23 protein-coding genes are annotated in these 24,519 nt (G+C 67.6%); 6 read left to right on the top strand and 17 right to left on the bottom strand.

Annotation, left to right across the window (positions count from 1 at the left end):
- Window positions 1–26 precede the first annotated feature (26 nt).
- From DES44_RS21625 to DES44_RS21615, 3 genes are all read right to left on the bottom strand, one after another.
- Window positions 27–1,811 (bottom strand): ABC transporter ATP-binding protein, encoded by a 1,785-nt coding sequence (locus DES44_RS21625; RefSeq protein ID WP_232309946.1) that lies wholly within the window; start codon window positions 1,809–1,811, stop codon window positions 27–29.
- Window positions 1,798–3,549: an ABC transporter ATP-binding protein gene (locus DES44_RS21620; protein WP_058934132.1), complete on the bottom strand. Its 1,752-nt coding sequence runs from the start codon at window positions 3,547–3,549 to the stop codon at window positions 1,798–1,800. The genes DES44_RS21625 and DES44_RS21620 overlap by 14 nt, the downstream gene beginning before the upstream one ends.
- A 249-nt stretch (window positions 3,550–3,798) precedes the next feature.
- Window positions 3,799–4,221 (bottom strand): COG4315 family predicted lipoprotein, encoded by a 423-nt coding sequence (locus tag DES44_RS21615; RefSeq protein WP_058934133.1) that lies wholly within the window; start codon window positions 4,219–4,221, stop codon window positions 3,799–3,801.
- A gap of 174 nt (window positions 4,222–4,395) precedes the next feature.
- Here DES44_RS21615 and DES44_RS21610 point away from each other — a divergent pair, with 174 nt between their 5' ends.
- From DES44_RS21610 to ruvC, 3 genes are read left to right on the top strand one after another with little or no spacing between them, the layout of a single operon-like run.
- Entirely contained in the window at window positions 4,396–5,025 is a 630-nt protein-coding gene (locus DES44_RS21610) for a lysophospholipid acyltransferase family protein (RefSeq protein WP_058934134.1), read from the top strand.
- Entirely contained in the window at window positions 5,022–6,008 is a 987-nt protein-coding gene (locus DES44_RS21605) for a phosphatidate cytidylyltransferase (RefSeq protein ID WP_058934135.1), read from the top strand. The genes DES44_RS21610 and DES44_RS21605 overlap by 4 nt, the downstream gene beginning before the upstream one ends.
- Window positions 6,009–6,023: 15 nt before the next feature.
- Window positions 6,024–6,572, top strand: a complete 549-nt coding sequence (gene ruvC, locus DES44_RS21600) for a crossover junction endodeoxyribonuclease RuvC (protein WP_058934136.1) — start codon at window positions 6,024–6,026, stop codon at window positions 6,570–6,572.
- 32 nt (window positions 6,573–6,604) lie between these two features.
- On the opposite strand, the gene DES44_RS21595 is transcribed toward ruvC, so the two are convergent.
- The 6 genes from DES44_RS21595 to DES44_RS21570 all read right to left on the bottom strand — a co-directional run bounded on the left by DES44_RS21595 (window position 6,605) and on the right by DES44_RS21570 (window position 13,148).
- On the bottom strand, window positions 6,605–8,014 hold the full coding sequence (locus DES44_RS21595) for a coniferyl aldehyde dehydrogenase (protein WP_058934137.1): 1,410 nt from the start codon (window positions 8,012–8,014) through the stop codon (window positions 6,605–6,607).
- A 190-nt stretch (window positions 8,015–8,204) separates the two neighbouring features.
- Entirely contained in the window at window positions 8,205–8,765 is a 561-nt protein-coding gene (locus DES44_RS21590) for a porin family protein (protein ID WP_058934138.1), read from the bottom strand.
- 317 nt (window positions 8,766–9,082) lie between these two features.
- On the bottom strand, window positions 9,083–10,663 hold the full coding sequence (gene purH / locus DES44_RS21585; protein WP_058934139.1) for a bifunctional phosphoribosylaminoimidazolecarboxamide formyltransferase/IMP cyclohydrolase: 1,581 nt from the start codon (window positions 10,661–10,663) through the stop codon (window positions 9,083–9,085).
- 69 nt (window positions 10,664–10,732) lie between these two features.
- Window positions 10,733–10,966, bottom strand: coding sequence for a helix-turn-helix domain-containing protein (locus DES44_RS21580; protein ID WP_058934140.1), 234 nt, complete (start codon window positions 10,964–10,966; stop codon window positions 10,733–10,735).
- Entirely contained in the window at window positions 10,963–12,048 is a 1,086-nt protein-coding gene (gene dusB / locus DES44_RS21575; RefSeq protein ID WP_058937242.1) for a tRNA dihydrouridine synthase DusB, read from the bottom strand. The genes DES44_RS21580 and dusB overlap by 4 nt, the downstream gene beginning before the upstream one ends.
- Before the next feature lie 134 nt (window positions 12,049–12,182).
- Window positions 12,183–13,148 (bottom strand): substrate-binding periplasmic protein, encoded by a 966-nt coding sequence (locus DES44_RS21570; protein ID WP_083525389.1) that lies wholly within the window; start codon window positions 13,146–13,148, stop codon window positions 12,183–12,185.
- 42 nt (window positions 13,149–13,190) lie between these two features.
- Between DES44_RS21570 and DES44_RS21565 the strand changes: the two genes are divergently transcribed.
- Together DES44_RS21565 and DES44_RS21560 are read left to right on the top strand one after the other, a co-directional pair.
- Complete coding sequence (locus DES44_RS21565) at window positions 13,191–13,673, top strand: YqaA family protein (RefSeq protein ID WP_058934141.1); 483 nt, start codon at window positions 13,191–13,193, stop codon at window positions 13,671–13,673.
- Between the two features lie 118 nt (window positions 13,674–13,791).
- Window positions 13,792–15,291: a carboxypeptidase M32 gene (locus DES44_RS21560; RefSeq protein WP_058934142.1), complete on the top strand. Its 1,500-nt coding sequence runs from the start codon at window positions 13,792–13,794 to the stop codon at window positions 15,289–15,291.
- A gap of 145 nt (window positions 15,292–15,436) precedes the next feature.
- Here the strand turns inward: DES44_RS21560 and DES44_RS21555 are convergent, their stop codons facing one another.
- The 4 genes from DES44_RS21555 to DES44_RS21540 form a co-directional block, all read right to left on the bottom strand.
- Window positions 15,437–16,048, bottom strand: coding sequence for a DUF642 domain-containing protein (locus DES44_RS21555; RefSeq protein ID WP_058934143.1), 612 nt, complete (start codon window positions 16,046–16,048; stop codon window positions 15,437–15,439).
- Window positions 16,049–16,274: 226 nt separating this feature from the next.
- On the bottom strand, window positions 16,275–16,997 hold the full coding sequence (locus DES44_RS21550; protein ID WP_083525390.1) for a phasin family protein: 723 nt from the start codon (window positions 16,995–16,997) through the stop codon (window positions 16,275–16,277).
- 105 nt (window positions 16,998–17,102) lie between these two features.
- A complete protein-coding gene (locus DES44_RS21545) occupies window positions 17,103–18,149 on the bottom strand; it encodes a type 1 periplasmic-binding domain-containing protein (RefSeq protein ID WP_147307172.1) in 1,047 nt (348 codons plus the stop codon).
- Window positions 18,150–18,300: 151 nt separating this feature from the next.
- The gene (locus tag DES44_RS21540; RefSeq protein ID WP_058934145.1) at window positions 18,301–19,329 is read right to left on the bottom strand and encodes a zinc-binding alcohol dehydrogenase family protein; all 1,029 of its coding nucleotides are present in this window, start codon (window positions 19,327–19,329) and stop codon (window positions 18,301–18,303) included.
- Window positions 19,330–19,441: 112 nt separating this feature from the next.
- Between DES44_RS21540 and DES44_RS21535 the strand changes: the two genes are divergently transcribed.
- Complete coding sequence (locus tag DES44_RS21535; protein ID WP_058934146.1) at window positions 19,442–20,383, top strand: LysR family transcriptional regulator; 942 nt, start codon at window positions 19,442–19,444, stop codon at window positions 20,381–20,383.
- A gap of 64 nt (window positions 20,384–20,447) precedes the next feature.
- On the opposite strand, the gene DES44_RS21530 is transcribed toward DES44_RS21535, so the two are convergent.
- The 4 genes from DES44_RS21530 to DES44_RS21515 all read right to left on the bottom strand — a co-directional run bounded on the left by DES44_RS21530 (window position 20,448) and on the right by DES44_RS21515 (window position 24,378).
- A complete protein-coding gene (locus tag DES44_RS21530) occupies window positions 20,448–20,960 on the bottom strand; it encodes a copper chaperone PCu(A)C (protein ID WP_058934147.1) in 513 nt (170 codons plus the stop codon).
- A gap of 147 nt (window positions 20,961–21,107) precedes the next feature.
- Window positions 21,108–22,001 (bottom strand): class D beta-lactamase, encoded by an 894-nt coding sequence (blaOXA, locus tag DES44_RS21525; RefSeq protein WP_083525391.1) that lies wholly within the window; start codon window positions 21,999–22,001, stop codon window positions 21,108–21,110.
- 88 nt (window positions 22,002–22,089) lie between these two features.
- Window positions 22,090–23,553, bottom strand: a complete 1,464-nt coding sequence (locus tag DES44_RS25180) for an ATP-binding protein (protein WP_170156723.1) — start codon at window positions 23,551–23,553, stop codon at window positions 22,090–22,092.
- Window positions 23,554–24,009: 456 nt separating this feature from the next.
- Window positions 24,010–24,378, bottom strand: a complete 369-nt coding sequence (locus DES44_RS21515) for a hypothetical protein (RefSeq protein ID WP_147307171.1) — start codon at window positions 24,376–24,378, stop codon at window positions 24,010–24,012.
- Window positions 24,379–24,519 lie beyond the last annotated feature (141 nt).

Raw genomic sequence — 24,519 nt, 5'->3', positions numbered from 1 at the left:
ACGGGCCGGAACCGGCCTGCACAGGGTCAGTCCTCAAGCGCCTGCAACTGCACCAGCCGCTGATAGATCCCGCCATCGATCGCCATCAGCGCTTCATGCGTGCCGCGTTCCGACAGACGGCCGTGGTTCAGCACCACGATCTGATCGGCTTCGCGGATGGTGGACAGCCGGTGCGCAATCGCCACCACCGTCACCTGGCCGCGCAAGGCACGCAGCGCTTCGCTCACCTGCGCTTCGGTGGCGCTGTCGATGTTGGCCGTCGCTTCATCCAGTAGCAGGATGCGTGGGTCGCCGGCCAGCGCACGCGCCAGCGCGATCAACTGCTTCTGCCCGGTCGAGACCGCCAGCCCGCCATCCCCCAGCCGGCTGTCCCACCCCTGCGGCAGCGCTGACAGGAAGTCATACGCCCGGGCCGCCTTGGCGGCGGCTTCCAGCCGCTCGTCGCTGATGGCGCGGCCCATGCGAATGTTGTCCCGCACCGTGCCGGCCACCAGATACGGCTCCTGCGGCACCAGCCCCACCGCCTGATGGAAGGCCTCGTCCGGCAACTGCGCCAGCGGCTGCCCATCCACCAGAATCCGCCCGGCACCGGGTGAATAAAAGCGCAGCAGCAAAGCCAGCAGCGTCGACTTGCCGGACCCGGTGTGCCCCGCAATGCCCACGAAACTGCCGGCCTCGATCTTCAGGTCCAGGTTCTGCAGCACCGGCTGGTCCGGCTTGTAGCCAAAGCTCACATGGTCGAAGTGGATGGCGCCGTGCGGCACCGTCAGCGACGCCTGTTGCTGCGTCGCCGGCACCGGCTCGCGCAGCAGCGCCCGCACCCGCGAGGCCGCCACCAGGGCCTGCTGCAGCTGGCTGAACTGCATGGTGATCTGGATCAGCGGCTCCACCACTCGCGCGATGTAGGCCAGGAAGGCATACAGCAGCCCGACCTCCACGCCCGACAGCTCCCGCTGCCCAAAGCCGAAGATCACGGTGACGATCAGCAGCACATTCAGCAGGTCCAGCGCCGGCCGCAGCAGCCAGGCATTGGCCCGCAACTCCTGCACCCGGGCGCCGAGCTGCGCCTGATTGACCGCCTCATAGCGCTGCGCAAACCGGGCAGTGGCGCCGGCCGACTGCAGCATCGCCATGCCGGCCATGCTTTCGGCCATCTGCGCATTGAGGTCGGCCCGCAGGGCTCGCGCGCGCTGCACCGGCCCGCTGCTGGCGCGCTGGTACAGCCAGATGATGCCGGAGCTGGCCGGCACCAGCGCCAGCACGATCAGCATCAGCCGCCAGTCCAGCCAGGCCATGGCCACCAGCGCACCCAGCACCACGATGCTGGAATCCAGCATCACGAACAGCACCTGGCGGTAGAGGTTGTTGACCGCGTCGGTGTCGTTGGTGATGCGGCTGAGCAACTGGCCGGTGATGCTGCGGTCGAAGAAGGTCATCGGCTGCGCCATCACATGCGCATAGACCTGTTCGCGCAGCCGCAGCACCGACCGGCGCGCCACTGCCGCCATGCGTCGCAGCTGCGAATACCGGGTCAGGCTCGCCACCCAGCCGGACAGCAGCATGGCCGCCAGCAGGCCGGCCATGGCGCCCAGGTCGAACTGCCGCGGCAGCACATGGTTGTCGATGAAATGCTTCCCCAGGATGGGGCCGATGGCTTCCAGCGCAGCCGCCACCGCCAGCCAGCCCAGGCCCTTGACTAGGCCGCGCCGCTCGGGGGCTGCGGCCTGTGCCAGCAGGGCCAGCGCCTCGCGCGGGGAATGTTCTTGCGTCTGCCCGGCGGCAGTGCCGTCCGTGGCCTCAGGCTGCGTCAAGGCTGGCCTCCAGTTGTTGATAGCGCCATTGGCTGGCATACCAGCCGTCCAGGGCCAGCAGCGAGGCATGGGTGCCGCGCTCCACGATGCGGCCCTGCTTGAGCACGACGATCTCGTCCGCTTCCATCACGGCCGACAGCCGGTGGCTGACCACCGCCAGGCTGCGGTCCGGATACTTCTGGCGCAGCTCGCGCCAGTGCGCCAGGATTTCGGTTTCGGTGCCGCTGTCCACCGCCGACAGCGCATCGTCCAGCAACAGCAGCGGCGCGCTGGCCAGCAGGGCGCGGGCAATGGCCACCCGCTGGCGCTGTCCGCCGGACAGCGTCACGCCGCGTTCGCCCACCAGGGTGTCGTAGCCCTGGGGCAGGGCGGCAATGTCCGCATGCACGGCGGCCAGCTCGGCCACGGCCATGATCTCCTCTCGGGTGGCGTCGGGCTTGGCCAATGCGATGTTGTCCGCGATGGAGGCCGAGAACAGGAACGGCTCCTGTGGCACCCAGGCAATGGCCGCTCGCAGCGCCGCCAGCCGGATTTGCGGGGCGTCCAGGTCGCCCACGCGCAGGCGGCCATGGGTCGGTTCGTACTGGCGCAGCAGCAGCTTGATCAGCGTCGATTTGCCCGAGCCGGTCGGCCCGACGATGCCCAGCGTGCGCCCGGGCGGCCAGTGCAGGTCGATGCCGCTGAGCGCCGGCGCGGTCATGCCGGGATAGTGGAAGTCGATGTGGTCCCAGCTCACCGTGGCCTGAACCGGCATGTCGTGCTCGCCGACGTCCTTCAAGCCGTCCGGGGCATTGAGCACCGGCTCGAGTCGGCTCCAGCCCGCGCGGCCGCGCTCCAGCAGGGACAGCACCCAGCCGGCCGCGAACATCGGCCAGATCAGTTGGGCCAGGTACATGGTGAAGGCGGTCAACTGGCCGATGGTGATCTCGGACCGCGCCACCAGCCACGCGCCGGTGCCCAGCGCAATCACCGTGGCCGCGCTCAGCGACAGGCCCACGGCGGGTTCGAACATCGCTTCCCAGCGCTGGGCCTGGTAGGAGGCTTCGCCCGCGTCCCGGGCCAGCTCGGCAAACTGGGTGCGGCTGCGCTGCACCAGGCCGAGCGCCCGCACCGTGCGCACCCCCGCCAGGCTGTCCTGCACCTGCTGGTTCAGCGCGGAGAAGCGCGTGAGCGAATCCGACCAGGCCTTGTGGACCCGCTCCGAGATTCGCCAGAACGCGTACGCCATGAACGGGAACGGCGCCAGTGCGGCCAGGCCCAGGCGCGCATCGACGCTGAGCGTCATCATGCTCACCACCAGGATGAAGGTCAGGCTGCCGTCGAAGGCGGCCAGCAGCGCTTCACCCGCAGCCATTTCGATGGCGTCGATGTCGTTGGTGGCCAGGGCCATCAGGTCGCCGGTGCGCTGCGCATGGAAGAAGGCGGGGCCCTGGCGGGTCATCTGGTCATACAGGCGCTGGCGCAGGCCACGACCCAGCTCGTAGGCGGTGGCGTACAGCGCCAGCCGCCAGCCCACCCGCAGCAGATAGATGCACAGGCCCGCCAGCAGCAGCAGGCCGAGCTGCGTGGCCAGGTTCCAGCCGGTGAGCCGCTGGGCCACCAAGTCGTCCACCACATGGCCCACCTGGCGGGGAATCCAGACGGTCAGCACGGCAATGGTGCTGAGCATCAGGGCACTGGCGGCATAGGGCCGCCAATGGCGGCGCATGTGGCCGCCGATCAACTGTTGCAGGGTCATGCGGGGCGAGCGAATGGGGGAGGGCCCCTCAAGTGCGCAAAGGGCCTCGGGGGTCAGAATGGCGGCATTGTCTCTCCGCCAAGTCGCTGAGGCGGATCGTCATCCCGGAAAGGGGACTGGGGGCCAGGGGATCGGGATGCAGTGGCGGCAAGATGTGTTCCCCCAAACGCCGCCGGCCCGCTGCAAGGCATGCGGGCCGGCGGGTCAAGTCGTGCTAACTCGAGTCGTGCTAACTCAAGTCGTGCTAACTCAAGGCTTGGCGGTATGCCAGACGTTGTTCACGCCGTCACCGGTGCGCTCACCGGCCTTGGTGTCCTTCACCCAAAAGTACAGCGGCTTGCCTTTGTAGGCCCACTGCTTGGTGCCGTCGTCGCGGGTGATGATGGACCAGTCGCCCGACGCAATGTCGTCCGCCTTGGCCATCAGGGGCGGCCAATTCTTGGCGCAGGGGCCGTTGCAGGCGCTCTTGCCGTCGCTGTCCTTGTCGAAGGTGTAGAGCGTCATCTGGTTGTGGCCCACCAGCGCGCCGTCCTTGACCATGGCGGGCGCCTGCTGGGCCGAGGCGATCCCGGCGGACGCGGCCAGGGCCACGGCCAGTGCGAGGGTACGGAGTCCACGGGCGCCGACGACGCGCGACGGGACCTGGGCATGCAAGGGTCGGAAAGCGTTCATCCTGTCTGTCTCCTGTTTGGAATGGACCCGGCGCTGGCCGGTGCCGAGGGTGGGGACCGCAGCGGCCGGCGTGACCGGGTGCCGCGAAGGGGCGCTCCGCAGGCGGCCGATCATCGCGCCGGCGCGTGACGACCGCAAGCGGGCGGGGCCCTCGGCTCCGGAGATAATGTCCCCATGTTCTTAGCCGACACCACCGGCCTCTTCCTGGCCTGGCTGGCACGCCTGATCACCGGCGCGCAAGGTCACTGGAAGGGTTGCCCGCCGACTGCGGACCAGCGGATCTACTTTGCCAACCATCAGAGCCACTTCGACTGGGTGCTGATCTGGGCATCGCTCCCGTCCGAATTGAGAGCCCGAACCCGACCGATCGCCGCCCGCGACTACTGGACCGGCAGCAAGCTGCGCACCTGGCTCACCACGGCGGTCTTTAATGCCGTGTATGTCAGCCGCACCCGCGCCACGCCGGACGAAGACCCGCTGGAGCCGCTGGTGGACGCCCTGCAGTCGGGCGATTCGCTGGTGATCTTTCCGGAAGGCACACGGTCCAACAAGGGCGCGCCGCAGCCGTTCAAGGCGGGCCTGTTCCATCTGGCCGAGCAGTTCCCGGAGGTCGAGCTGATCCCCACCTGGATCGACAACGTGCAGCGCGTCATGCCCAAGGGGGAAGTCGTGCCCGTGCCCATCCTGTGCACCGTCACCTTCGGCGCGCCGCTGCGGCTGGCGCCGGGTGAGGACAAGCGGGCCTTTCTGGAGCGCGCCCGGGAGGCCGTCATGGCCCAGCGGCCGGGAGGGTGGAAGGAATGAGGTGGCTCAAGACCCTGACGACCAGCGAGCAGGTGGCGGCGCTCTTCGTGGTGCTGTTCGGCATGCTGATCCTGGTGAGCATCGGCTCGCTGCTGTGGTCCCTGCGCGAAAAGGCCGATCAGGACAACGACGAGTGGCAGCAGCGGCGTGCCAGGTTCCGGCATGAACTCAACATGGTCTGGGTGGGCGCCTGCCTGTTCTGGGCCGCCTGGGTGTCCGGACCGGTGGGGGCGACGCTGCTGTTCGGCGTGTTCTCCTTCCTGGCCTTCCGCGAGTTCATCACCCTGCTGCATACCCGCCGGGCCGATCACCGCGGGCTGATCCTGGCCTTCTTCGTGATCCTGCCGCTGCAGTATGTGCTGGTGGGCACGCGTCACTTCGACCTGTTCTCGGTGCTCATCCCGGTCTACGGCTTCCTGGCCATTCCGGTGGCCAGTGCCCTGGCGGACGACCCGGCCCGCTTCCTGGAGCGCAATGCCAAGATCCAGTGGGGCATCATGGTGTGTGTCTACGGGCTCTCGCATGCGCCGGCGCTGCTGTTGCTGGACATTCCGCGTTACGAGGGCCGCGGCGCCTTCCTGCTGTTCTTCCTGGTGGCCGTGGTGGCCTGCGGGCAGATTGCGCAGCAGGTGGCCACCGGCAAGATGCGGGCGCGTCCGGTGGCGCGGCACATCAGCCGGTCGTTCTCGATGCGGGCCTGGTGGATCGGGGTGTTCACCGCCGCCTTCGTGGGCGCGCTGCTCTACTGGATCACGCCCTTCAAGGCCGGGCAGGCGGCCATTGCCGCGCTGGTGGCGGCCGGATGCGGCAGCTTCGGTGCGTTCGTGATGCAGGCCCTCAAGCGCGATGCCGGCATCAACGCCTGGGGCAACCGCAGCGCCATCACCGGCGCCGTGGGCCTGCTGGACCGCATTGCGGTGATGTGTTTTGCCGCGCCGGTATTCTTCCATTCAGTGCGCTGGTATTTCAGCAAGCTGACCTGATCCTGGACCCCCCTCATGCGCATCCTCGGCATCGACCCCGGCCTGCAGACCACAGGCTTTGGCGTCATTGACGCGGAAGGCCCGCGCCTGTCGTATGTGGCCAGCGGCACCATCAAGACCAGCAGCATCGCCACCGGCGACCTGCCGGGACGCATCAAGGTGCTGTACGAAGGCGTGCGGGAAGTGGTGGCCCGTTACCAGCCGCAGTGCGCGGCGGTGGAGATCGTGTTCGTCAACGTGAACCCGCAGTCCACGCTGCTGCTGGGGCAGGCCCGTGGGGCGGCATTGACGGCGCTGGTGTCCTGCGACCTGCATGTGTCGGAATACACCGCGCTGCAGATGAAGAAGGCGGTGGTGGGCCACGGCCATGCCAAGAAGGAACAGATCCAGCTGATGGTGCAGCGGCTGCTCTCACTGCCGGGCGAACCCGGCAAGGACGCCGCGGACGCGCTGGGCCTGGCCATCATGCATGCGCATGCCCGCGTGAGCTTCGAGGCGATGAGCCGCAGCACGACGCTGGAGCGGCGTCAGCATGCGCAGTTCCGCAAGGGGCGGACGTACTGACCGGCTGACCGAGTGATCGGATCAGCGACGGTTCAGGCGATCTTGCGCATCAGCGCCATCAGCCGGTCAAAGCGCGGACCGTAAGGCGGATAGAACAGCCGCGTCCCCGCCAGGCCGGACTGATAGAACACCGGCTTGAGCTTGCTGAAGGTGTTGAAGCCCCAGACGCCGTGATACGCCCCCATGCCGGACGCCCCCACGCCGCCGAAGGGCTGCTCCTCCTGACCCAGGTGCCACAGGCAGTCGTTGATGGTGACGCCGCCCGCATGCGTCTGCGCCAGCACCTGGTCCCGCGCTGCATCGTCCCGGCCGAACCAGTAGAGCGCCAACGGACGGTCGCCGGCATTGATGTGGCGCAGCGCGTCGGCGGGGGTGTCGTAGGGCAGGATGGGCAGCAGCGGGCCGAAGATCTCTTCGCGCATCACTGTCATCGCTGGCGTGGTGTTCAGCAGCAGCGTGGGAACGATGCGGCGGTCCTGCGGCGATTCGTCATGACTGCGTCGCACCGTCGCGCCTTGCTGCGCCGCTTCCTCCACCAGGGACAGCAGTCGGGCATGGTGGCGCGGACTGACGATGGCCGTGTAGTCCGGATTGCCGTCGATGCGCGGATACAGGCGCCGGATGGCGGCCACCAGCGCGTCGGCGAAGGCCGGGATCGATTCACGCGGCACCAGCGCATAGTCCGGCGCGACACAGGTCTGGCCGGCATTGAGCAGCTTGCCGAAGGCGATGCGTTCGGCGACCTGGGCCAGGTCCGCGCTGCGGTCGATCAGGGCCGGAGACTTGCCGCCCAGCTCCAGCGTCACCGGCGTGAGGTTGCGTGCGGCGGCCTGCGCCACCAGGCGGCCCACCTGCGTGGAGCCGGTGAAGAAGAGGTGGTCGAAGGGCAGCTCGGTGAAGGCGCGGCCCACCTCGGCATCGCCGGTCAGCACCGTCATCTCTTCCGGCGCGAAATGCGCCGCCACCAGCTTCGCCATGAGGGCGGAGGTGGCCGGGGTCAGCTCCGACGGCTTGATCATCACGCGGTTGCCGGCCGCCAGTGCGGCCAGCGCCGGTGCCATGGCCAGGTAGTAGGGATAGTTCCACGGCGAGACGATGCCCACCACGCCCAGCGGCTGCGGCATCAGCCGGTTGCGGCCGGGCAGGAAATGCAACGCGGTGGGGGAGCGCTTGGTGGACATCCACGACTTGAGATGCTTGAGCGCGTGGCGTACGCCCGATTCCACCGTGAAAAGGTCGGCCAGTTGGCTTTCATGGTGGGAGCGATGGCCGAAGTCCTGCGCCATGGCGGCTTGCAGCTCGGCACGGTGCGCGGTGGTGAGACGGCCCAGGCGCTCCAGACGGTCACGCCGCTGGGCGAGACTGGGCATGCGCTCCGCATCGAAAGCGGCGCGCTGCTGCTCCAGCACAAGGCGCAGGCGCTCCTGCAGGCTCTGGTCCATGGTGTCCCTCTGATCTTGGAATGGCGGTGAGAGCGCAAGCGTACGGCGGCGCCGGGGCATCGCCAAGCGGATGAACCTGGGGAGCAGTGACGAAAAAGCCCGCCGAGGCGGGCACCAATGAAAAAGCCCGCCGAGGGGCGGGCTTTGGGGCTTCAGGACACTGGCAGCGCCAGCGCCCGATCCGCTGCAATTAGAAGCGGTAGCCGACGTTGATGGCGAAGCCGTCGACCTTCACGCCATCCTTGTCCAGGTAGTTCGTGTAGTCCATCGAGCCGTACCACTGCTTGTTGAACTTGTACGAAGCGCCCAGGCCCCAGGCCACGTCGCCTTCGTTGGTGGTGACGCTGCCATTGACCACGGTCATCTCGCCCTTGGTCTTGGCGTAGCCGATGCGGCCGAACACTTCGAACTTGTCGTCCAGCGCGTACTTGGGCTTGATGAAGGCGCCGTAGCTGCTCTTGACCTTGACCTTGTTGGCGAAGTCGCCCAGTTCGTCGTCAGAAGCGCCGCCGGCCACCATCGCTTCGATGGCGACGTAGGGGTGCAGGTCCACACCCAGGATGCCGCGCACGGCGGTCGGGTTGGCCTTGGGGTGCAGCACTTGATTACGCGTCAGGTCCAGCACCGGCACTTGGGCCGACAGGAACACATAGCCGAGTTCGCCGTAGACGGCCGGAGCAGCGGCCTTGGTCTGGGCTTGAGCAACGCCAGCGGCCAGCAGAGCGGCGGCGATGAGGGCAATCTTCTTCATTGTCTGAATCACTTCCTAAACAGCACCCGTGTGGTGCGGACGCGAACGGTATCAACGTTGACACAATCGGGTCAACGCAATCGCATCCATTCATGTCAATTCCTTCACACGCAGTTGTGAGGGCGACACGACCTGTGCGCAGAGGTGACAGATGTATCCCTCTTCAGTGGGGATTGCTGCGACGAAGGCCTGCCTATTGGGCGGCGGCGCTGACAAGAAAAAGAGCCCGCACGGGGCGGGCTCCTTCGTAGGGCTTCGATGCAGCATCGATGCGCCATTAGCGCGTTGACCGATGCCATCGGCGGTTCAGTCGATGTTCAATGCCGGAAATGCCGAACGCCGGTGAAGACCATCGCAATGCCGCGCTCATTGGCGGCCGCAATCACTTCATCGTCCCGCATCGAGCCACCCGGCTGAATGACGCAGCTCGCGCCGGCATCGGCCAGCACGTCCAGACCATCGCGGAACGGGAAGAAGGCATCACTGGCCACGGCCGAGCCCTTGAGCGTCAGGCCTGCGTTCTCCGCCTTGATCGAGGCGATGCGGGCCGAGTCGATGCGGCTCATCTGGCCGGCGCCCACGCCCAGCGTCATGCCGTCGCCGCAGAAGACAATGGCATTGCTCTTGACGTACTGGGCCACGGTCCACGCGAACATCAGGTCGTCCAGTTGTGCGGCCGTGGGCTGCAGCGTGGTGACCACCTTCAGGTCGGCCTTGGACAGGAAGTGGTTGTCGGCGGTTTGCACCAGCAGGCCCGAGCCCACGCGCTTGACGTCCTGCGCATTGCGGCCCTGGTCCCACGGACGGTCACCGCCCGGCGGCAGCGCAATCTCCAGCAGGCGCACATTGGCCTTGCTGGCGAAGATCTCGCGGGCCTGCGCGCTGAAGGACGGCGCCATCAGCACTTCGACGAACTGCTTGGCCACCAGTTGCGCCGCGGCGGCGTCCACTTCGCGGTTGAAGGCGATGATGCCGCCGAACGCGCTGGTGGGGTCGGTCTTGAAGGCCTTGCTGTAGGCATCGGCCGCATTGGCGGCCACCGCCACGCCGCACGGGTTGGCGTGCTTGATGATGACGCAGGCGGGCGCCTCGAAGCTCTTGACGCATTCCCAGGCGGCATCGGCATCAGCGATGTTGTTGTAGCTCAGCTCCTTGCCCTGCAACTGGCGGCCGGTGACCAGCGAGCCGGGGGCGGGATACAGGTCGCGGTAGAGCGCTGCGGTCTGGTGCGAGTTCTCGCCGTAGCGCAGGTCCTGCACCTTGATGAAGCTGCTGTTGAGCTGCGCCGGATAAGCCGACAACGAGCCGTCGTCCTGACGGGCGCTGAGGTAGTTGCTGATGGCCGCGTCGTACTGCGCAATGCGGTTGAACGCCGCCACCGAGCAGGCGAAGCGGGTGCGGTCGCTGGTCTTGCCGTGGGCCTTGAGCTCCTCCAGCACTTGCGCATATTGCTGCGCATCGGTCAGCACCGTCACGTCCTTCCAGTTCTTGGCGGCGCTGCGCACCATGGCCGGACCGCCGATGTCGATGTTCTCGATGGCGTCTTCCAGCGTGCAGCCGGGCTTGGCCACGGTGGCCTCGAACGGATAGAGGTTGACCGCCAGGATGTCGATGGTGGCGATGCCGTGGTCCTGCAGCGCCTTCACATGCTCGGGCACATCGCGGCGGGCCAGCAGGCCGCCGTGGATCTTGGGATGCAGCGTCTTGACGCGGCCATCCAGCATTTCCGGGAAGCCGGTGTGGTCCGCCACCTCGGTGACCGGCAGGCCGGCATCGGCCAGCAGCTTGGCGGTGCCGCCGGTGGAGAGCAGCTTCACATTGAGCGCATGCAGCGCCTTGGCGAAGTCAACGATGCCGGTCTTGTCGGAAACCGAGATCAGTGCGGTGAGTTGTGCCATGGACAGTCCTTGAGAGAAATCGTTGCGGTGCTGCCGCGCGCTGGGAGTCGAGCGCCGGGCGCCGGGCGCTCAGATGAGCTTGTGTTCCACCAGTTTGCGCCGCAGGGTGTTGCGGTTGATGCCCAGCCACTCAGCGGCCTTGCTCTGGTTGCCTTCGCTGTGCTGCATCACCACTTCCAGCAGCGGCTTCTCCACCAGGCGGATCAGCATTTCATGCATGGAGTGGGGTGCCTCGCCGCCGAGGTCCCGGAAGTAGGCTTCCAGGTTCTCGCGGACGCAGGCCTCGATCGGTTTGGGCGTCATGCCGTGAGCCTTCTTTCTTCGTGTGCGCTGTTGTCGTTGTTGTCGGGAGAGACGCCGTCAGGCTCGTCATTGGCCGCCTGTGCCAGGTAGGGCAGGCGGTCATGGTCCTGGGCCAGTGCGTCGAGCCAGTCGCCGAGGGTGCGGACCTGGTCCTCGCAGCTGTCCAGGGTGTTCATGTGGCGGCGGAACTCCTCGCCGCCGGGCAGGGCGCGCACGGCCCAGCCGATGTGCTTGCGCGCGCTGCGCATGCCGGTGAGCTCGCCGTAGAGGGTGTAGTGGTCGTGCAGGTGCTCGATCAGCCAGCGCTTGGCATCGGCGATGCGCGGTGCCGGCAGCAGTTCACCGGTCTCCAGGAAATGCGCGATCTCGGCAAAGATCCAGGGGCGGCCCTGCGCGGCGCGGCCGATCATCAGCGCATCGGCGCCGGTGGCCGCCAGCACGTCGCGGGCCTTGTGCGGGCTGCTGATGTCGCCATTGGCCACCACCGGAATCCGAAGTGCAGCCTTGACTGCCGCGATGGTGTCGTATTCGGCATGGCCGGTATAGCCCTGTTCCCGGGTGCGGCCATGCACGGTGACCATGGCCACGCCGGCCTGCTCGGCGGCGCGGGCCAGGCGCACCGCGTTTTTCTCGGCCTGGCACCAGCCGGTGCGCATCTTCAACGTCACCGGCACGCCGCGCGGCGCACAGGCAGCCACCACGGCCTCGATGATCTCCAGTGCCAGCGGCTCGTCCTGCATCAGCGCCGAGCCGGCCCACTTGTTGCAGACCTTCTTGGCGGGGCAGCCCATGTTGATGTCGATGATCTGGGCGCCGCGGTCGATGTTGTAGGCGGCCGCCTCGGCCATCATCAGCGCATCGGTGCCGGCGATCTGCACCGAGATCGGCGCCGGCTCGCCTTCATGATTGGCGCGGCGCGAAGTCTTGAGGCTGTTCCACAGGTCCTTGCGCGAGGTCACCATCTCGCTGACCGCATAACCTGCCCCCAGCTTCTTGCACAGCACGCGAAACGGCCGGTCCGTCACGCCCGCCATGGGAGCAACGAACAGCCGATTGGGCAGGCGATAGGGGCCCAGCGTCATGGGACCGGGCAGCGGGGTGGGCATGGGGGAACTGCACAAAAAAGAGGCAGAAGTATAGCGCTGTCGCGCTGGCCGCCCGGCCCGTTGGGGGATGACTTTGGTGGGATGTCAGTTGACTTGTGCGCGGGGAGGCCTCAGGGGGCCTGCTGCTTCCACAACTGGATGCCTTGTTCGATGAAGCGGTTCATCGTGCGTTCCTGGCTCAGCTTGTACAGGGCCCGGGTCAGCCGGCCGCGCAGTTCCGGCGTGTTGCAGCGGGAGCGGTGAGCCAGGGTGAGGTACAGGCCTTCATGGGCCACCGCCGGCATCAGCGGGCGGATGGGGACGCCGCCTGCACGCGCGGCATAGGCCTCGGCGGGGGTGTCTTCGTAGATGAAGTAGTCCACCCGGCCGCGCTGCAGCATCTGCAGGGCCTGCTCGACGGTGGCCACCTGCGTCATCTTGAGGGACTGCCTTGCGAACTGGTCAAATTCCACGCCGAAGCTGTTGTTGATGACGGTCACGCCCTGATGGCCGGCGAGGTCGGTCCAGCGCTTGTAGTTGAGCGACGAGGTGGCGCGGGTCAGCACCACCGACCGGGTTTCCCGGAAGGCGGGGAAGAAGTAGTCCAGGTACTCGGTGCGCGGCAGGGTGAAGAACGCCCCGGCGATCAGGTCGATGCGACCGGCGCGGGCTTCTTCCTGCACACGGCCCCAGGGGCCCACATAGCGGGTGTCGATGGGAATGCCGATCTCGCGGGCCAGCCATTGCATCAGCTCGGCATTGGCCCCCACCAGACGCGGGTCGTCCTCGGTGGGACGCCAGAGATAGGGCGGATATTGCGGATTGCCGGAGGCGACCAGCTGCGTGCAGGCGCCGCCGGTCACCGCCGGCAACGGCGGCAGGGCCGCGGCCGCGGGCACCGGGGTTGCCGACGGATTGGCATTCGGGGTCGAGCCGGAAGCCGAGGCGGGGGCAGGGGGCTGGGCCTGGGACGACACGGTGGCTGTGAACAAGGCCACCATCACGGGGGACACCGGAGACACGATCAGCGCCGCCATGGCGGCAACAGACGCACAGAGCGACATCACCCAGGATGTCGCGAGGGTGCGCAATGACATGAAGACCTCAGCGAGAACGGACTAGTCCGGATAATCCCACGCATGGAAGCATGGCTGCAACACATGATTGACCTGATGCTGGAAGCGTTATCGCTTCCTCAAGTCGGGTTGGGTGCTGTCTTTGTCGTGGCCTTGATCTCGGCCACGCTGTTGCCGATGGGGTCGGAACCCGTCGTGCTGCTGCTGGTGCATGAGAAGCCCGAGCTGTTCTGGGCGGCCATTGGCGTGGCCACCGTGGGCAACACCCTCGGCGGCGCCATCAGCTGGTGGATGGGCTGGGGCGCCGAGCGGGCCTATGAGGCCGCGGTGCATCACACCCCGCGGGACCAGCGGGTGCTGGGCTGGCTGCGCCGCTTCGGCGCCAAGACCTGCCTGCTCAGCTGGTTGCCCATTGTGGGCGATCCGCTATGCGCACTGGCGGGCTGGCTGCGCCTGCCGTTCTGGCCCTGTGTGGTCTACATGGCCATCGGCAAGTTTGCACGGTATCTGATCATGACCTCGGTGGGTCTGTACTTCCTGCCTTGATGCGGATCTTCGCGTCGCACCACTCTTTCGGGGGAGTGTGGCGCAGGCGGTGGACACCGCCACAATGCAGTCTCGAACTGCCCTTCTTTCGCAGCAGTCCGCATTCAGGAGACCCCGCATGACCTCTTCCGCCAGCACGCCGGCCTACGACGACCTGTGCCAGCGCCATCGTCGCAAGCATCGGCTGCAGCATCTGCATGCCATGGCTTCCTGGGACCAGGCCGCCTTCATGCCGCCCGGTGGCGCCGTGCCGCGTGCGGAAGCGCTGGCCGAGATGGAAGGGCTGTTGCACCAGCTGGGCACCGACCCGGCGCTGAAGGACCTGCTGGCCCGGGCGGAGCAGGAGCCGCTGGACGATGTGCAGCGGGCCTCGCTGCGCGAAATGCAGCGGGTGTGGCGATCGGCCAATGCCTTGCCGCAGAGCCTGGTGGAATCGAAGTCCCTGGCCATCTCGCATTGCGAGCATGCCTGGCGCAGCCAGCGTCCCGCCAATGACTGGGCGGGCTATGTGGAGAACCTGCGTCCGGTGGTGCGGCTGATCCGTGAGGAAGCGCGTCTGCTGTCCGAGTCCTCGGGCCTGAGCAAGTACGACGCGCTGCTGGACCAGTACGAGCCGGGCATGCGCTCGGCCGAAGTGGACCGTGTCTTCGGCGACCTGCGCCAGTGGCTGCCGGGTCTGATCCGGCAGGTGATGGAGCGCCAGGCCGGTGAAGCGGTGGTGGCGCCCCAGGGGCCGTTCTCCACGGCGGCGCAGCGTGCGCTGGGCCTGGATGCGATGAAGCTGCTGGGCTTTGACTTCGCCGCCGGCCGCCTGGACGAAAGCACCCATCCGTTCTGCGGCGGCGTGCCGGAGGACGTGCGCATGACGACGCGTTATCGCGAGGACAGCTTCCTGCAGAGCCTCACCGGCACCATCCATGAAACCGGCCACGGCCGTTATGAACAGAACCTGCCGCGGGACTGGATGGGCCTGCCGATCGCAGCGGCCCGGTCGATGGGCCTGCATGAGAGCCAGAGCCTGTCCTTCGAGATGCAGCTGGCGTCGCACCCGGGCTTTGCCGGGCTGCTGGAACCGCTGGTGCGCCGCCATCTGGGCGACCAGCCGGCCTTTGCCGCGGACAACCTGCACCGGATGATGACCCGAGTGGCGCCGGGCTACATCCGCGTGGATGCGGACGAGGTGACCTACCCCGCGCATGTGATCCTGCGTTATGAGATTGAGCGTCCGCTGATGGAAGGCGAGATCGAGGTGGAGGACATCCCGGCGCTGTGGGACGCCAAGATGCAGGAGTTGCTGGGCCTGGACACACGTGGCAACTTCAAGGACGGCCCCATGCAGGACGTGCACTGGGGCGCGGGCCTGTTCGGCTACTTCCCCTGCTACACGCTGGGCGCGATGTATGCGGCCCAGTGGTTTGCCACCATGCGTCGCGAGCGTCCGAGCCTGGATGCGGACATTGCCCGGGGCGAGCTGACGCCGGTCTTCGACTGGCTCAAGGACCGAATCTGGCAGCAGGGCAGCCGTTATGAAACGCCGGAACTGGTGCAGCGCGCCAGCGGCGAGCCGCTGAACACGGCGCACTTCCGGCGGCATCTGGAAGCGCGCTATCTGGGCTGAGGATCTGGCTGAGGATCTGGCTGAGGATCTGCGCTGACATGAAAAAAGGGCATCCCGCGGGATGCCCTTTTTGCTGGACCCTCTGCGGGGCCCTGTGAATCGCGCTGCATCGCCGGAGCGATGTCCCAACGCGTCCAGACGGTGATCAGACGTTGCGGCGGCGACGGCGCGACAGCAGGCCGACCGTGCCCAGGCCCGCCAGCATCAGCGCATAGCCTTGCGGTTCCGGCACGGTGGACAGCACGCTCAGGCTGACGTTGTCCAGCGAGGTGCCGTAGGAATCAGCGCGGCCGATGGCGGCGAAGGTCAGGGTCATCGGATTGCCGGTGCCGATGAAGCTGGTGGTGTAGGTGGTCCAACTGGTGGTGGTGTTCTGGCCGACCGTGCCCGACAGGCTGCCGACGCTCCAGGCGATGCCGTTGCTGACGGCGCCCCGGTTGTCGCTGCGGTTGGCGTAGGAGAAGCTCAGCTCGTAGGTGTAGCCCGCCACGGTGGCGAAGCTCTGGCTGATGCTGCTGTTGCCGGTGGTGTCCAGCTCCACGAAGTTGTGGCCGTCCAGCGCGCTGCCGGACACGTTGTTGCGCACTTCCACGCCCTTGCTGCCGACCGTCCAGCCTTCGATGCTGGTGAAGTTGGACCAGCTGCCATTGCGCAGCAGGTTGGATTCGAAGCTGCCGTTGGTCAGCAGGTTGTCGTCGGTGGCGGCGAAGCCTGCGAAGGGCAGGGCAACGAGGGCGGCGGCAAGGATGCGCTTCATGGAATTCCGGTGGAGATCTTGGGGCGCGAACAGTCGCGCGGAACTTGTGTGAGATTGTTCGTTCGGCGGTGAGCCGGGGCATCCCCCTGGGCGATGGGGGTCACGAAGGGGTTCGTGATGAACTGCACGGCTGCGGGCGGGGGTGCGGGCGCATGGCGCCCGGGTGCTCCGCAGGTAGAAGCGCCGCGCGGGTGTGCGCGCGGGACCTCCATGGCGATACGACGGGTCAGCGCTTGGCGCGGGTGCCGGGTGTTGACTTCCGGGCAGCGGGTGAGGCGGTGGCAGCCTGGGTTGCGGCTTTCGCGGTGGTCTTCGCGGCCTTGGGAGACTTCTTGGTGGTTTTCGACGCAGCTTTGTTTTTCGCCGCAAGGACCGGCTGGACCGCTTTGACAGTCTTCGCGGCCTTGGCAGGCTTGACCGGCTTCACATTCTTGGCAGCCTTGGCCGCCTTCGCCGGCTTCGCATCCACTGGCGCAGAAGCCGAAGCCCTTGCCGCCGGCACGCTGCCCCCTTGCGCCTGGATCGCCTGCGTCAATGCATCCAGCCGCTGATGCAGCGCCTCCAGGTCCTTGGACGTCGGAACGCCCAGCCGATGCAGGGCCCGCGCCACGCGGTCCTCGAAAATCGATTCCAGTTTGTCCCAATGCTGGCCGGCGCGGGTGCCCACCTCGCCGGCCATGTCGGACATGCGCGAGGCCACGGCGCCCAGACGCTCTTCCGCGCTGGCCTGGGTTTTCTTCTGGATGCGGGCGCCTTCTTCCGCGAGCGTGTCGAAGGCCTTGCCGCTGTTGTTCTGGGCTTTGGCAAAGGCAGCAAGACCGGCGGACCAGATCTGCTGGGCCGACTCCTTGACGAGCTGCCCGAACTGGCTGTCCAGCAGGCCGGGACCGGCCGGCATGGCCTCCCCGATCGGCGGGCTGCCGGCAGTCTTCTTCACCTTCTTGACCATGGACGTTCCTCGTGCAGTGCTTCAGCGCCATTCGGCGCCACAGCCCGCACTATAGGGCGAGTCCGGCGGTGCGGCGTGGCCGCGCGTGCAAGCGTTGGCCCGGTCTCAGAGCTCCAGCACCTGGATGGCCGAGGCGCAAGCCGCCGGTGTCCCGCCGCCGCGCACCACGAAGGGCATGTTGCTCCAGGGGCTGCCGTCCTTCGGGCAACCGTCGCGCAGCGTGCCGCCCGGGCATCCGCAGCCCTTGGACTTGACCAGCTTGTCCAGCGTCTGGGACTGCTGCGGGCTCATCTTGGGCAGGTGCGGGGCAAAGACCAGTTGCAGGGCGGTGGTGGGGGCTGGTGCATCGGCGGCAGGCACCGGGCCCAGCAGCGTGGTGCTGCCCTGGGTCTCGCGCAGGGCCACGGCGGCCTTGCCGCTCTTGGCCCGACGCAGGTAGTTCAGGGCCAGCTCCATCGCTGCATAACCGCGCGCGGCGGACGGCGTGATGGGCTTGCGGAAGGCGGCGGTGTAGGTGTTGGCCACCTGGTCCCAGCGGGTCTTGTCCACGGCCAGCACCGGGCACAGCACCGCATCCACCCGCTCGCTGAGCGTGGCCTCGAAGTCCAGCCAGCAGGAGGTCCGTGCGCTGATGCGCAGGCCGGTCTCGCGCCGCAGTTCGGTGGCGATGCGCTCGGCGGCATAGAGCTCGATGCGACCGAGCTGCACCTGCAGGTCCTTGCCCGGCACGCGCTCGGCATTGCTGGAAATCAGCGGGATGCCCGCTGCCTTGAGTCGATCCGCGCCGTTGCCGATCTCGCACCAGTTGCCCAGCACGATGTCGACCTTGGCCTGGATCAGTTCGTCCGTGGCCAGTTCGGCCTTGCGCGCGTCACAGGCGCTGTCCTTGACGATGAGGGTGGGCACCGAGTCGCCGGGCCAGGTCTTGAGGGCCAGCGTCATGCCCTGCTGCAGGGCTTCGGCCTGCTGCACACTGGGCCAGCTGCCGGGCAGGATCACACCGATGGTGGCCGCCTGCGCCGCAGAGGCCACACCGAATCCGGCGACCACCGCCAACGCAGCGGCAGCAGCCCGAGCGGCTGAGCCTCCCAGCGGTCCCCACAGTCGTGCCATCCGGCGCGCAGCACCAGCTCCCAGCAGTCGAGCACTCATCCGAATTTCCCTCGCCGTCCCGGCATTGTTTTTCGAGGGGCTCAGGTATCGCTGTTGTGCGTACTGCGGTCACCCAGGATTTCCCCTGAGTGGTCCGCCTCCTTGTCAGGAGGCGGTAAGGTTTCACGAATCGGTCGTGATCCAGGACCTATCAGAAACCCTGAAGGACCAGCTTGCCTTGCTGGCGTTGACGCTCCTGCAGCTCATGGGCACGACGCAGCGTGGCCGCATTGATCGGGCCCAGCACCTCCGCCAGCGTGGTGCGGACCTTGCCTTCATCCACCAGGCGCGCCACCTCGGCCAGCAGGCGGCCCTGCTCGGCGATGTCGTGTGTGGTGAACAGACTGCGGGTGAACATCAATTCCCAATGCAGCGAGAGTGCCTTGCGCTTGAGGGCCATGACGTCGATGTCACCCGCGCCGAAGTCGTCGATCAGCGAGAGCTGGCCCTGCGGTTCCAGCAGTTCGACCAGGTCCTTGAAGTGCTGCGGCGTGTGGGTGAGGCTGGCCACATGACGGACCGGTGCCAGGCCCTGGGTCTGCAGCGCGGCGACCTGGGGCGCCAGCGGCTCGCGATGGTTGATGACGTGGTGAGCGCCGAGCTGGCGCAGCCAGTCGCCGCCTGCACCGTCCGGGTCGGAGCTGGTGCCGATGACCGTCAGGTGGGGAGACTGGCGGGCGAGCTGGACCAGGATGGAGCCCACCCCACCGGCCGCACCGGTCACCAGCAGGCTGACGGGACGGCTGTCGCGGTTCACCTGGAGTCGGTCATGCAGCATCTCCCAGGCAGTGATGGCGGTCAGCGGCAGGGCGGCGGCTTCGGCATCGCTGAGCGAGGTCGGGGCCTTGGACACGATGCGGTGGTCCACCGCCTGGAACTGGGCATTGCTGCCCATGCGGGTGAGGTCGCCCGCATACCAGACCCGGTCGCCGACCGCGAAGCCCTGCACCTGCGGACCGATGGCCCGCACATGGCCCACGGCGTCCCAGCCCAGCACCACCGGGGCGTTCTCCGCGGCGGGGCGGCTCTTGCGGATCTTGGTGTCCACCGGGTTCACGGCCACGGCGGTGATCTCCACCAGCAGGTCGCTGGGACCGGCTTGCGGCATGGGCACATCCAGGTCGATCAACGACTCAGGGTCGGTAATGGGCAGGTTCTTGAAATATCCAACAGCTTTCATGAGGGGCTCCGGTTCAGCAGCAGGTTGTCATGGGGCAATTCCCACAGGATGGCCGAGATCCTCCCGCTTTGAGCACAATCAATGAAGCCCGTTCAATCGCAATCAGTTTTAAATGGAAATTGAAAATACCGCCGAGCTGCGCCTGCTTGTGGAGTGCGCCCGCGGGGGCAGCCTGACCGCGGCCTCCAAGGTCATGAACATCACCCCCGCCGCCGCCAGCGCGATGCTGAAGAAGATGGAGGCGCGTCTGGGCGCGCGGCTGGTGGAGCGAAGCACCCGCGCCCTGCGGCTGACCGCCGCCGGGGAGCGTCTGCGGGATTACGCCCAGCGGGCGCTGGAGCTGCTGGAGGAAGGCCTGGCCCAACTGCACGAGGGTGAGCCCGGGCGCGGCAAGGCCTCCGCGCCGGTGCTGCGGGGACGCATTCGGGTGAGTGCGTCCAGTGACCTGACGCGCCGCGTGGTGCTGCCGCTGCTGGACAGCTTTCTGGAGCGGCATCCGGGGGTGGAACTTCACCTCAACGTCGGGGACGGCCTGCAGGATGTGGTGAGGGACGAGGTGGACGTCGCCCTGCGCTACGGGGAACTGGCCGATTCCCGTCTGGTGGCCCGCCGGCTGTTTGACGGTCGGCGGCTGCTGGTCGCGTCGCCGGAGTATCTGAAGCGGCACGGCCGGCCCCAGCATCCGCAGGACCTGGCGACGGCACACGAGTGCATCCGCTTCAAGATCGGCGACCGGCTGGAGCGGCAGTGGAAGTTCTGGCGCAAGGACCAGTTGAACGGACCCGCCGTGGAAGTGGCCGTGCAGGGACGACGCAGTGCCGACGACGGCGGCATTGCCCACCTGTGGGCGCTGGAAGGCCGAGGCCTGACCTACAAGAGCGAGCTGGACGTGCGCGAGAGCCTGGCCAGCGGCGCGCTGGTGGATGTGCTGCCCGACTGGGTCGGGCGGCCGATGCCGCTGCATGCGCTGATGCCGAGCCAGCGATTCATGCCGCAGCGGATCAAGGCGCTGGTGGACCATTTGGCCGCTGGGCTGGCCCGGCCCGCGCGCTGAGGCCGGGGGCGTGCAGCCTCAATACTGGCCGTCAATGTTGGCGGTCAGTCATCAGTGCTGACGCTCAGTGCTGATGTCCGCCGTGCCCGCCGTGTTCATCCATGGCAGGCGCCGCCGCCCCCAGCGGCTTGACCGTGGCCTTGACCTGCACGGTCTCGCGCTTCTGGTCCGCGCCTTCAAACACCAGGGTCAGCGGCACGGTGTCGCCCGCCTTCACCTGGCCTTTGAGGTCCATCAGCATGACGTGATAGCCGCCCGGCTTGAGCTCGACCATCTTGTCGGCCGGCAGTTCCAGCGCAGGCACGGCCCGCATCCGCATGACCTGGCCGTCCATGGTCATCTCGTGCACTTCCACGATGCCTGCGGCCGGGGTGGTGACCGAGACGAGCTTCACGGGCTTGGGCGACTTCAGTTGCATGAAGGCGCCGGTGGACGATTGCTGGGCCACGGTGGCGCGCACCCAGGGCGCGGTGACGGTGACCTGGGCCAGCACCGGGCCGGCCACGGTCAGCAACGCGGCAGACAGCGCAGCGGGGAGGGCGGCACGGACAACGGACAAGGAAGGGAGCAGCTTCATGGAGGGCACCTGCCTGCAGAAATGAATGACGCCGGGGAGTATCGGCCATCTGCCATGGCCGCGCCGTCGCTTTGGTCAATCGCTCTGGTGAAGGTTTTCCGATCCCTGGCCGGCCGTCTGCGCAGGCCCCCCGGCAGCGCGGGTGGGTCAGTCCAGGTAGCCGAGGGTGCGCAGGCTGTCCTTGACCACGGCCTCGCGCTTGGGACCGAGGTCGTCACGCACCATGTCCATGTTGAGCGCGAAGTAGACCGGCCGTGGGTCCCGATCGCGCTCGAGCCAGCCGACGAACCAGCCGATGGCGGGCTGGGTGCTGTCGCCCCAGCCGGTCTTGGCATAGAGCGTCCAGCCTGGGCCGGTATCCCGTCGCATCACCGTGCGGGCCGTGTTGTAGGTGGCGTCGGAGAGCGGCAGCTCGCGGTCGTGCAGGCGGCGCAGGAATTCGATCTGGCCGACGGCGCTGATGCGCAGGTCTCCCTCCAGCCAGAAGGTGTCCCCGACCGGGCCGGCCTTGGCATTGCCGTAGCGGAAGTCGTAGAGGAACTGCTGCACGGTGGGCTGGCCGACGGTGCGGGCCAGATGCTGGAAGACCCAGACGGCGGAATACCTGTAGGCACTGGCCAGGGTCTGGTCCTGGTTCCAGTCGGGCATGCGGCGCTTTTGACCGTCCCAGGGGAAGCGGGTGTTCTGGTCCTGAGCGGCGCCGGTTTCCAGGGCGATGAGGGACATGGGGATCTTGAAGGTCGACGCGGGGATGTAGCCGGCATGGGCACGGACCGAGTCGGAGGCCATCCACTGGCGGCTGGCGGTGTCCATGAGCACGAGTGTGCCGCGGGTCTTGAGCGCGTCGAAGGCGCGCTGGAGGTCGGGGCGGGGTGTCCAGTGCTCGCGGTGGTCGGGGATGCCAGCCTTGGCGTCTTGCGAGTTTGGTTGGGCGACGGCCGCATTGCAGCCGGTCAGGGTCAGACAGAGCGCAACGACTGCGGTGATCACGGAGACCGTGGGGACAGTGTGTCGCTTGGGCGCGTGTGGCGAGGTGTTCATGATTGGGCTCCCGGTGGTGTGTCGATGGGGTGTCGATTCGAGAGCGCAGTGTTGACTGGACCTCCGCAGCGCGGGCGCCGTTCTGTCGTTACGCGCGTTGCGGCTGATGGCTGAGGGCGCGGGCCTCTTCCAGGTAGCGCAAACGGGCCTGCGGGTCGCGGAGCTTGCGGGCCTGCAAGCGAGCCTGCCGGATGAGGTCCGCAGCGGTGAAGCTGTCGCATTCGGCCGCCGCATGGCGGGCCCAGAGCAGCAGGAAGGCGCAGCGCTGATCGGCCGGAATCTGAGACTGTCTTCCGCGGCAGGCTTCCCAGCGTTGGGCGGCGAGCGCGGCGTAGGAGTCGGCCTGGAGCGGGTGGCCCGCAGCGTCGGCTAGGCGGCGGACGGCGGAGAAGCGAAAGCCGCCGAGGCCGCACAGGCGCAGCAGGAAAATGGTGTTGAGCAGGGAGCTGCGACCCAGTTGCCATCTGCTGCAGATGGCATCACTGAGCAGCAGCCAGCGCAGAGCCTCCTCGAGGCTGTTGGCGTCTCCGAGCAGGCCCGCATGGGCGAGCTGGCCGATGCCGTGGGCCAGGTTGGCGGCGCAGATCTGCAGTGCGTCGGGCAGGCCGGCCAGGGAGGCGCTTCGCAGGGCGTCACCCAGTGCGGCGACGGAGGCGGCGGCAAGGTCGCGGTCGGATTGAGCCAGGGCCAGTTCACGCAGGGCGATGCCGCGCAGGTTGCCGTGGTCGCATCGCAAGGTGGGGTCGAAGGCCAGCGCCACGGGCGGGACGTCTTCGAGGCGCGCCAGGGCGGCAGCCGGTTGGCCGAGGCTCCCATACCAGTGCCACGCGGCCAGGATGGCGATGCGGGCCTGGAGCTGCTGGCGTTCCGGGGCCGCGAGGCGGTTGTCGTTGAGGGCGCTGGAGAGGTCGCGCAGTTCGTCCTGGAGAGCGCCCCAGTCGCCCAGGCGGCGGGCAATGCGTGCGCGGCGCCAGCCCAGGGCGGCGGCGGCGAGTGGGTCGTCGGCGGGCAGGTGGGGGGCTGCTTGCTGGAGCGCCAGGCGGGCGGGGTAGAGCTCGCCGCGATCGAGCAGGTGGTCGGCGCGGGCGAGGGCTTCGGTGTAGGTCCAGGGCAGGAGGGGCGCGGTAGGGGCGGGTGTTGCCGTCCGGCGCTGACCGAGCCAGTCGGCGAGGGCCGCGCCTTGGGCCAGGGCGCCTGTGTCCAGGTAAAACCGGCAGCGGGACAGCAAGGGCTCGTGCAGCCAGAAGGGACCACCGCTGGGGGTGTGGGCGGCAATGAGCGTTTCCAGCGCGGTGCCAGCGAGCTGCGCCATGGCACGCCAGACCTGCGTGCGGTGGAGCTCGGCCATGCCGGCAATGCGCGCGCACAGGTCCGCGCGGCTGCAAGGGCTGTCGCGTCGGGCCAGGCCGTCTTCATGGGCCTGGAGCAGCGCCGCCATCAGGCGTGGGAGCAGGCGGCTGCGGATCAGCGTGAGGTCAGCGCCCAGGCGAAGGCCGGTGGGGTGCAGTTCAATGCGGATCTCTTCAGGAAGGTCCGGGGGAGGGGGGCGCACTTGGGACACTGCTGGGGGGACGGTGGTAACGGTGGGGGGGCGTGCCGGATTTTGCTTGGGGGATTCTGAGGGGTGGGAGGGATGTGGGTAACGGGCGTTACATTGCGGGTGCACTGCGCCGGAAAGGAAGGGGCCAGGGGCCATTTGCTCCATGTCATTCCTGTCCGGCTGCGCCGGCCATTCCCTTCTTAACTTCCGCAAATGGCCCCTGGCCCCTTCCTTTCCCCACCGAGGACTGCCACGCGTCTACACCGCGCTTTGCCGACTATGCCGCCGTGCGGGGACGCGTAAGTGCAGCAGAAATGGGAGAACGACAAGGCCCCGGCCAACCTCCCCCATCAAGACCTTGCATCCTCCGCGAACCACGAACTCCTCAAAAGCGCTTCGACCTTCGACAAGCCTGCATGCCAGCAGCAGCAGCAGCAGCAGGACAGAGGCTGATTGCGAGAGAACGAATCAGCGATGAAAGTTGCGCCGGCTGCCCGCCACCGGCTGGTCCAGCCGCCAGTCCGCGCCGTCGAAAAGATCCTGCAGCGGATGATGGTCCCGCGTGAAATGCAGTTCAGTGCCCGTCGGCATGCCAGCGTCCAGCAGGAAGGCACGTAGCAGTTGGCGTGCGCCGTTCAGGTCGTCCGCCTCGATGTCGATGCGCAGAAAGGCCAGCGGACGCATCTGGCCCGGTGGCGCATCCCCCAGCGAACTGCCCCAGCCCAGCACCGTTCCCACGCCCGCCTCACGCAGCGCCTGGTCAATGCGGTCCTCCAGGCGATGGTCCGCCGGGAGCTGGTGAGTGGGAAGCTTCAGGTAGATGAAGGCGGTCGACATGGTGAGATTCTGCGCCTGCGGCCGGCAGGACGGCATGCGGCGCATACCGGTTTTTGAGGGCAAGGGGCGAGAAGCGGTCGGGGTAACGTCCCTCGGATGGGTCTTCGCGCTGCGCTGGGTGCGCGGCTTGCCAATGGTGGT

The sequence above is a fragment of the Roseateles depolymerans genome (assembly GCF_003387155.1).
In the GTDB taxonomy this organism is placed as follows: Bacteria; Pseudomonadota; Gammaproteobacteria; order Burkholderiales; family Burkholderiaceae_C; genus Roseateles; species Roseateles depolymerans.
The sequence above is the reverse complement of the archived record's forward strand: the minus strand, read 5'-3'. Positions and strand labels throughout refer to the sequence as shown.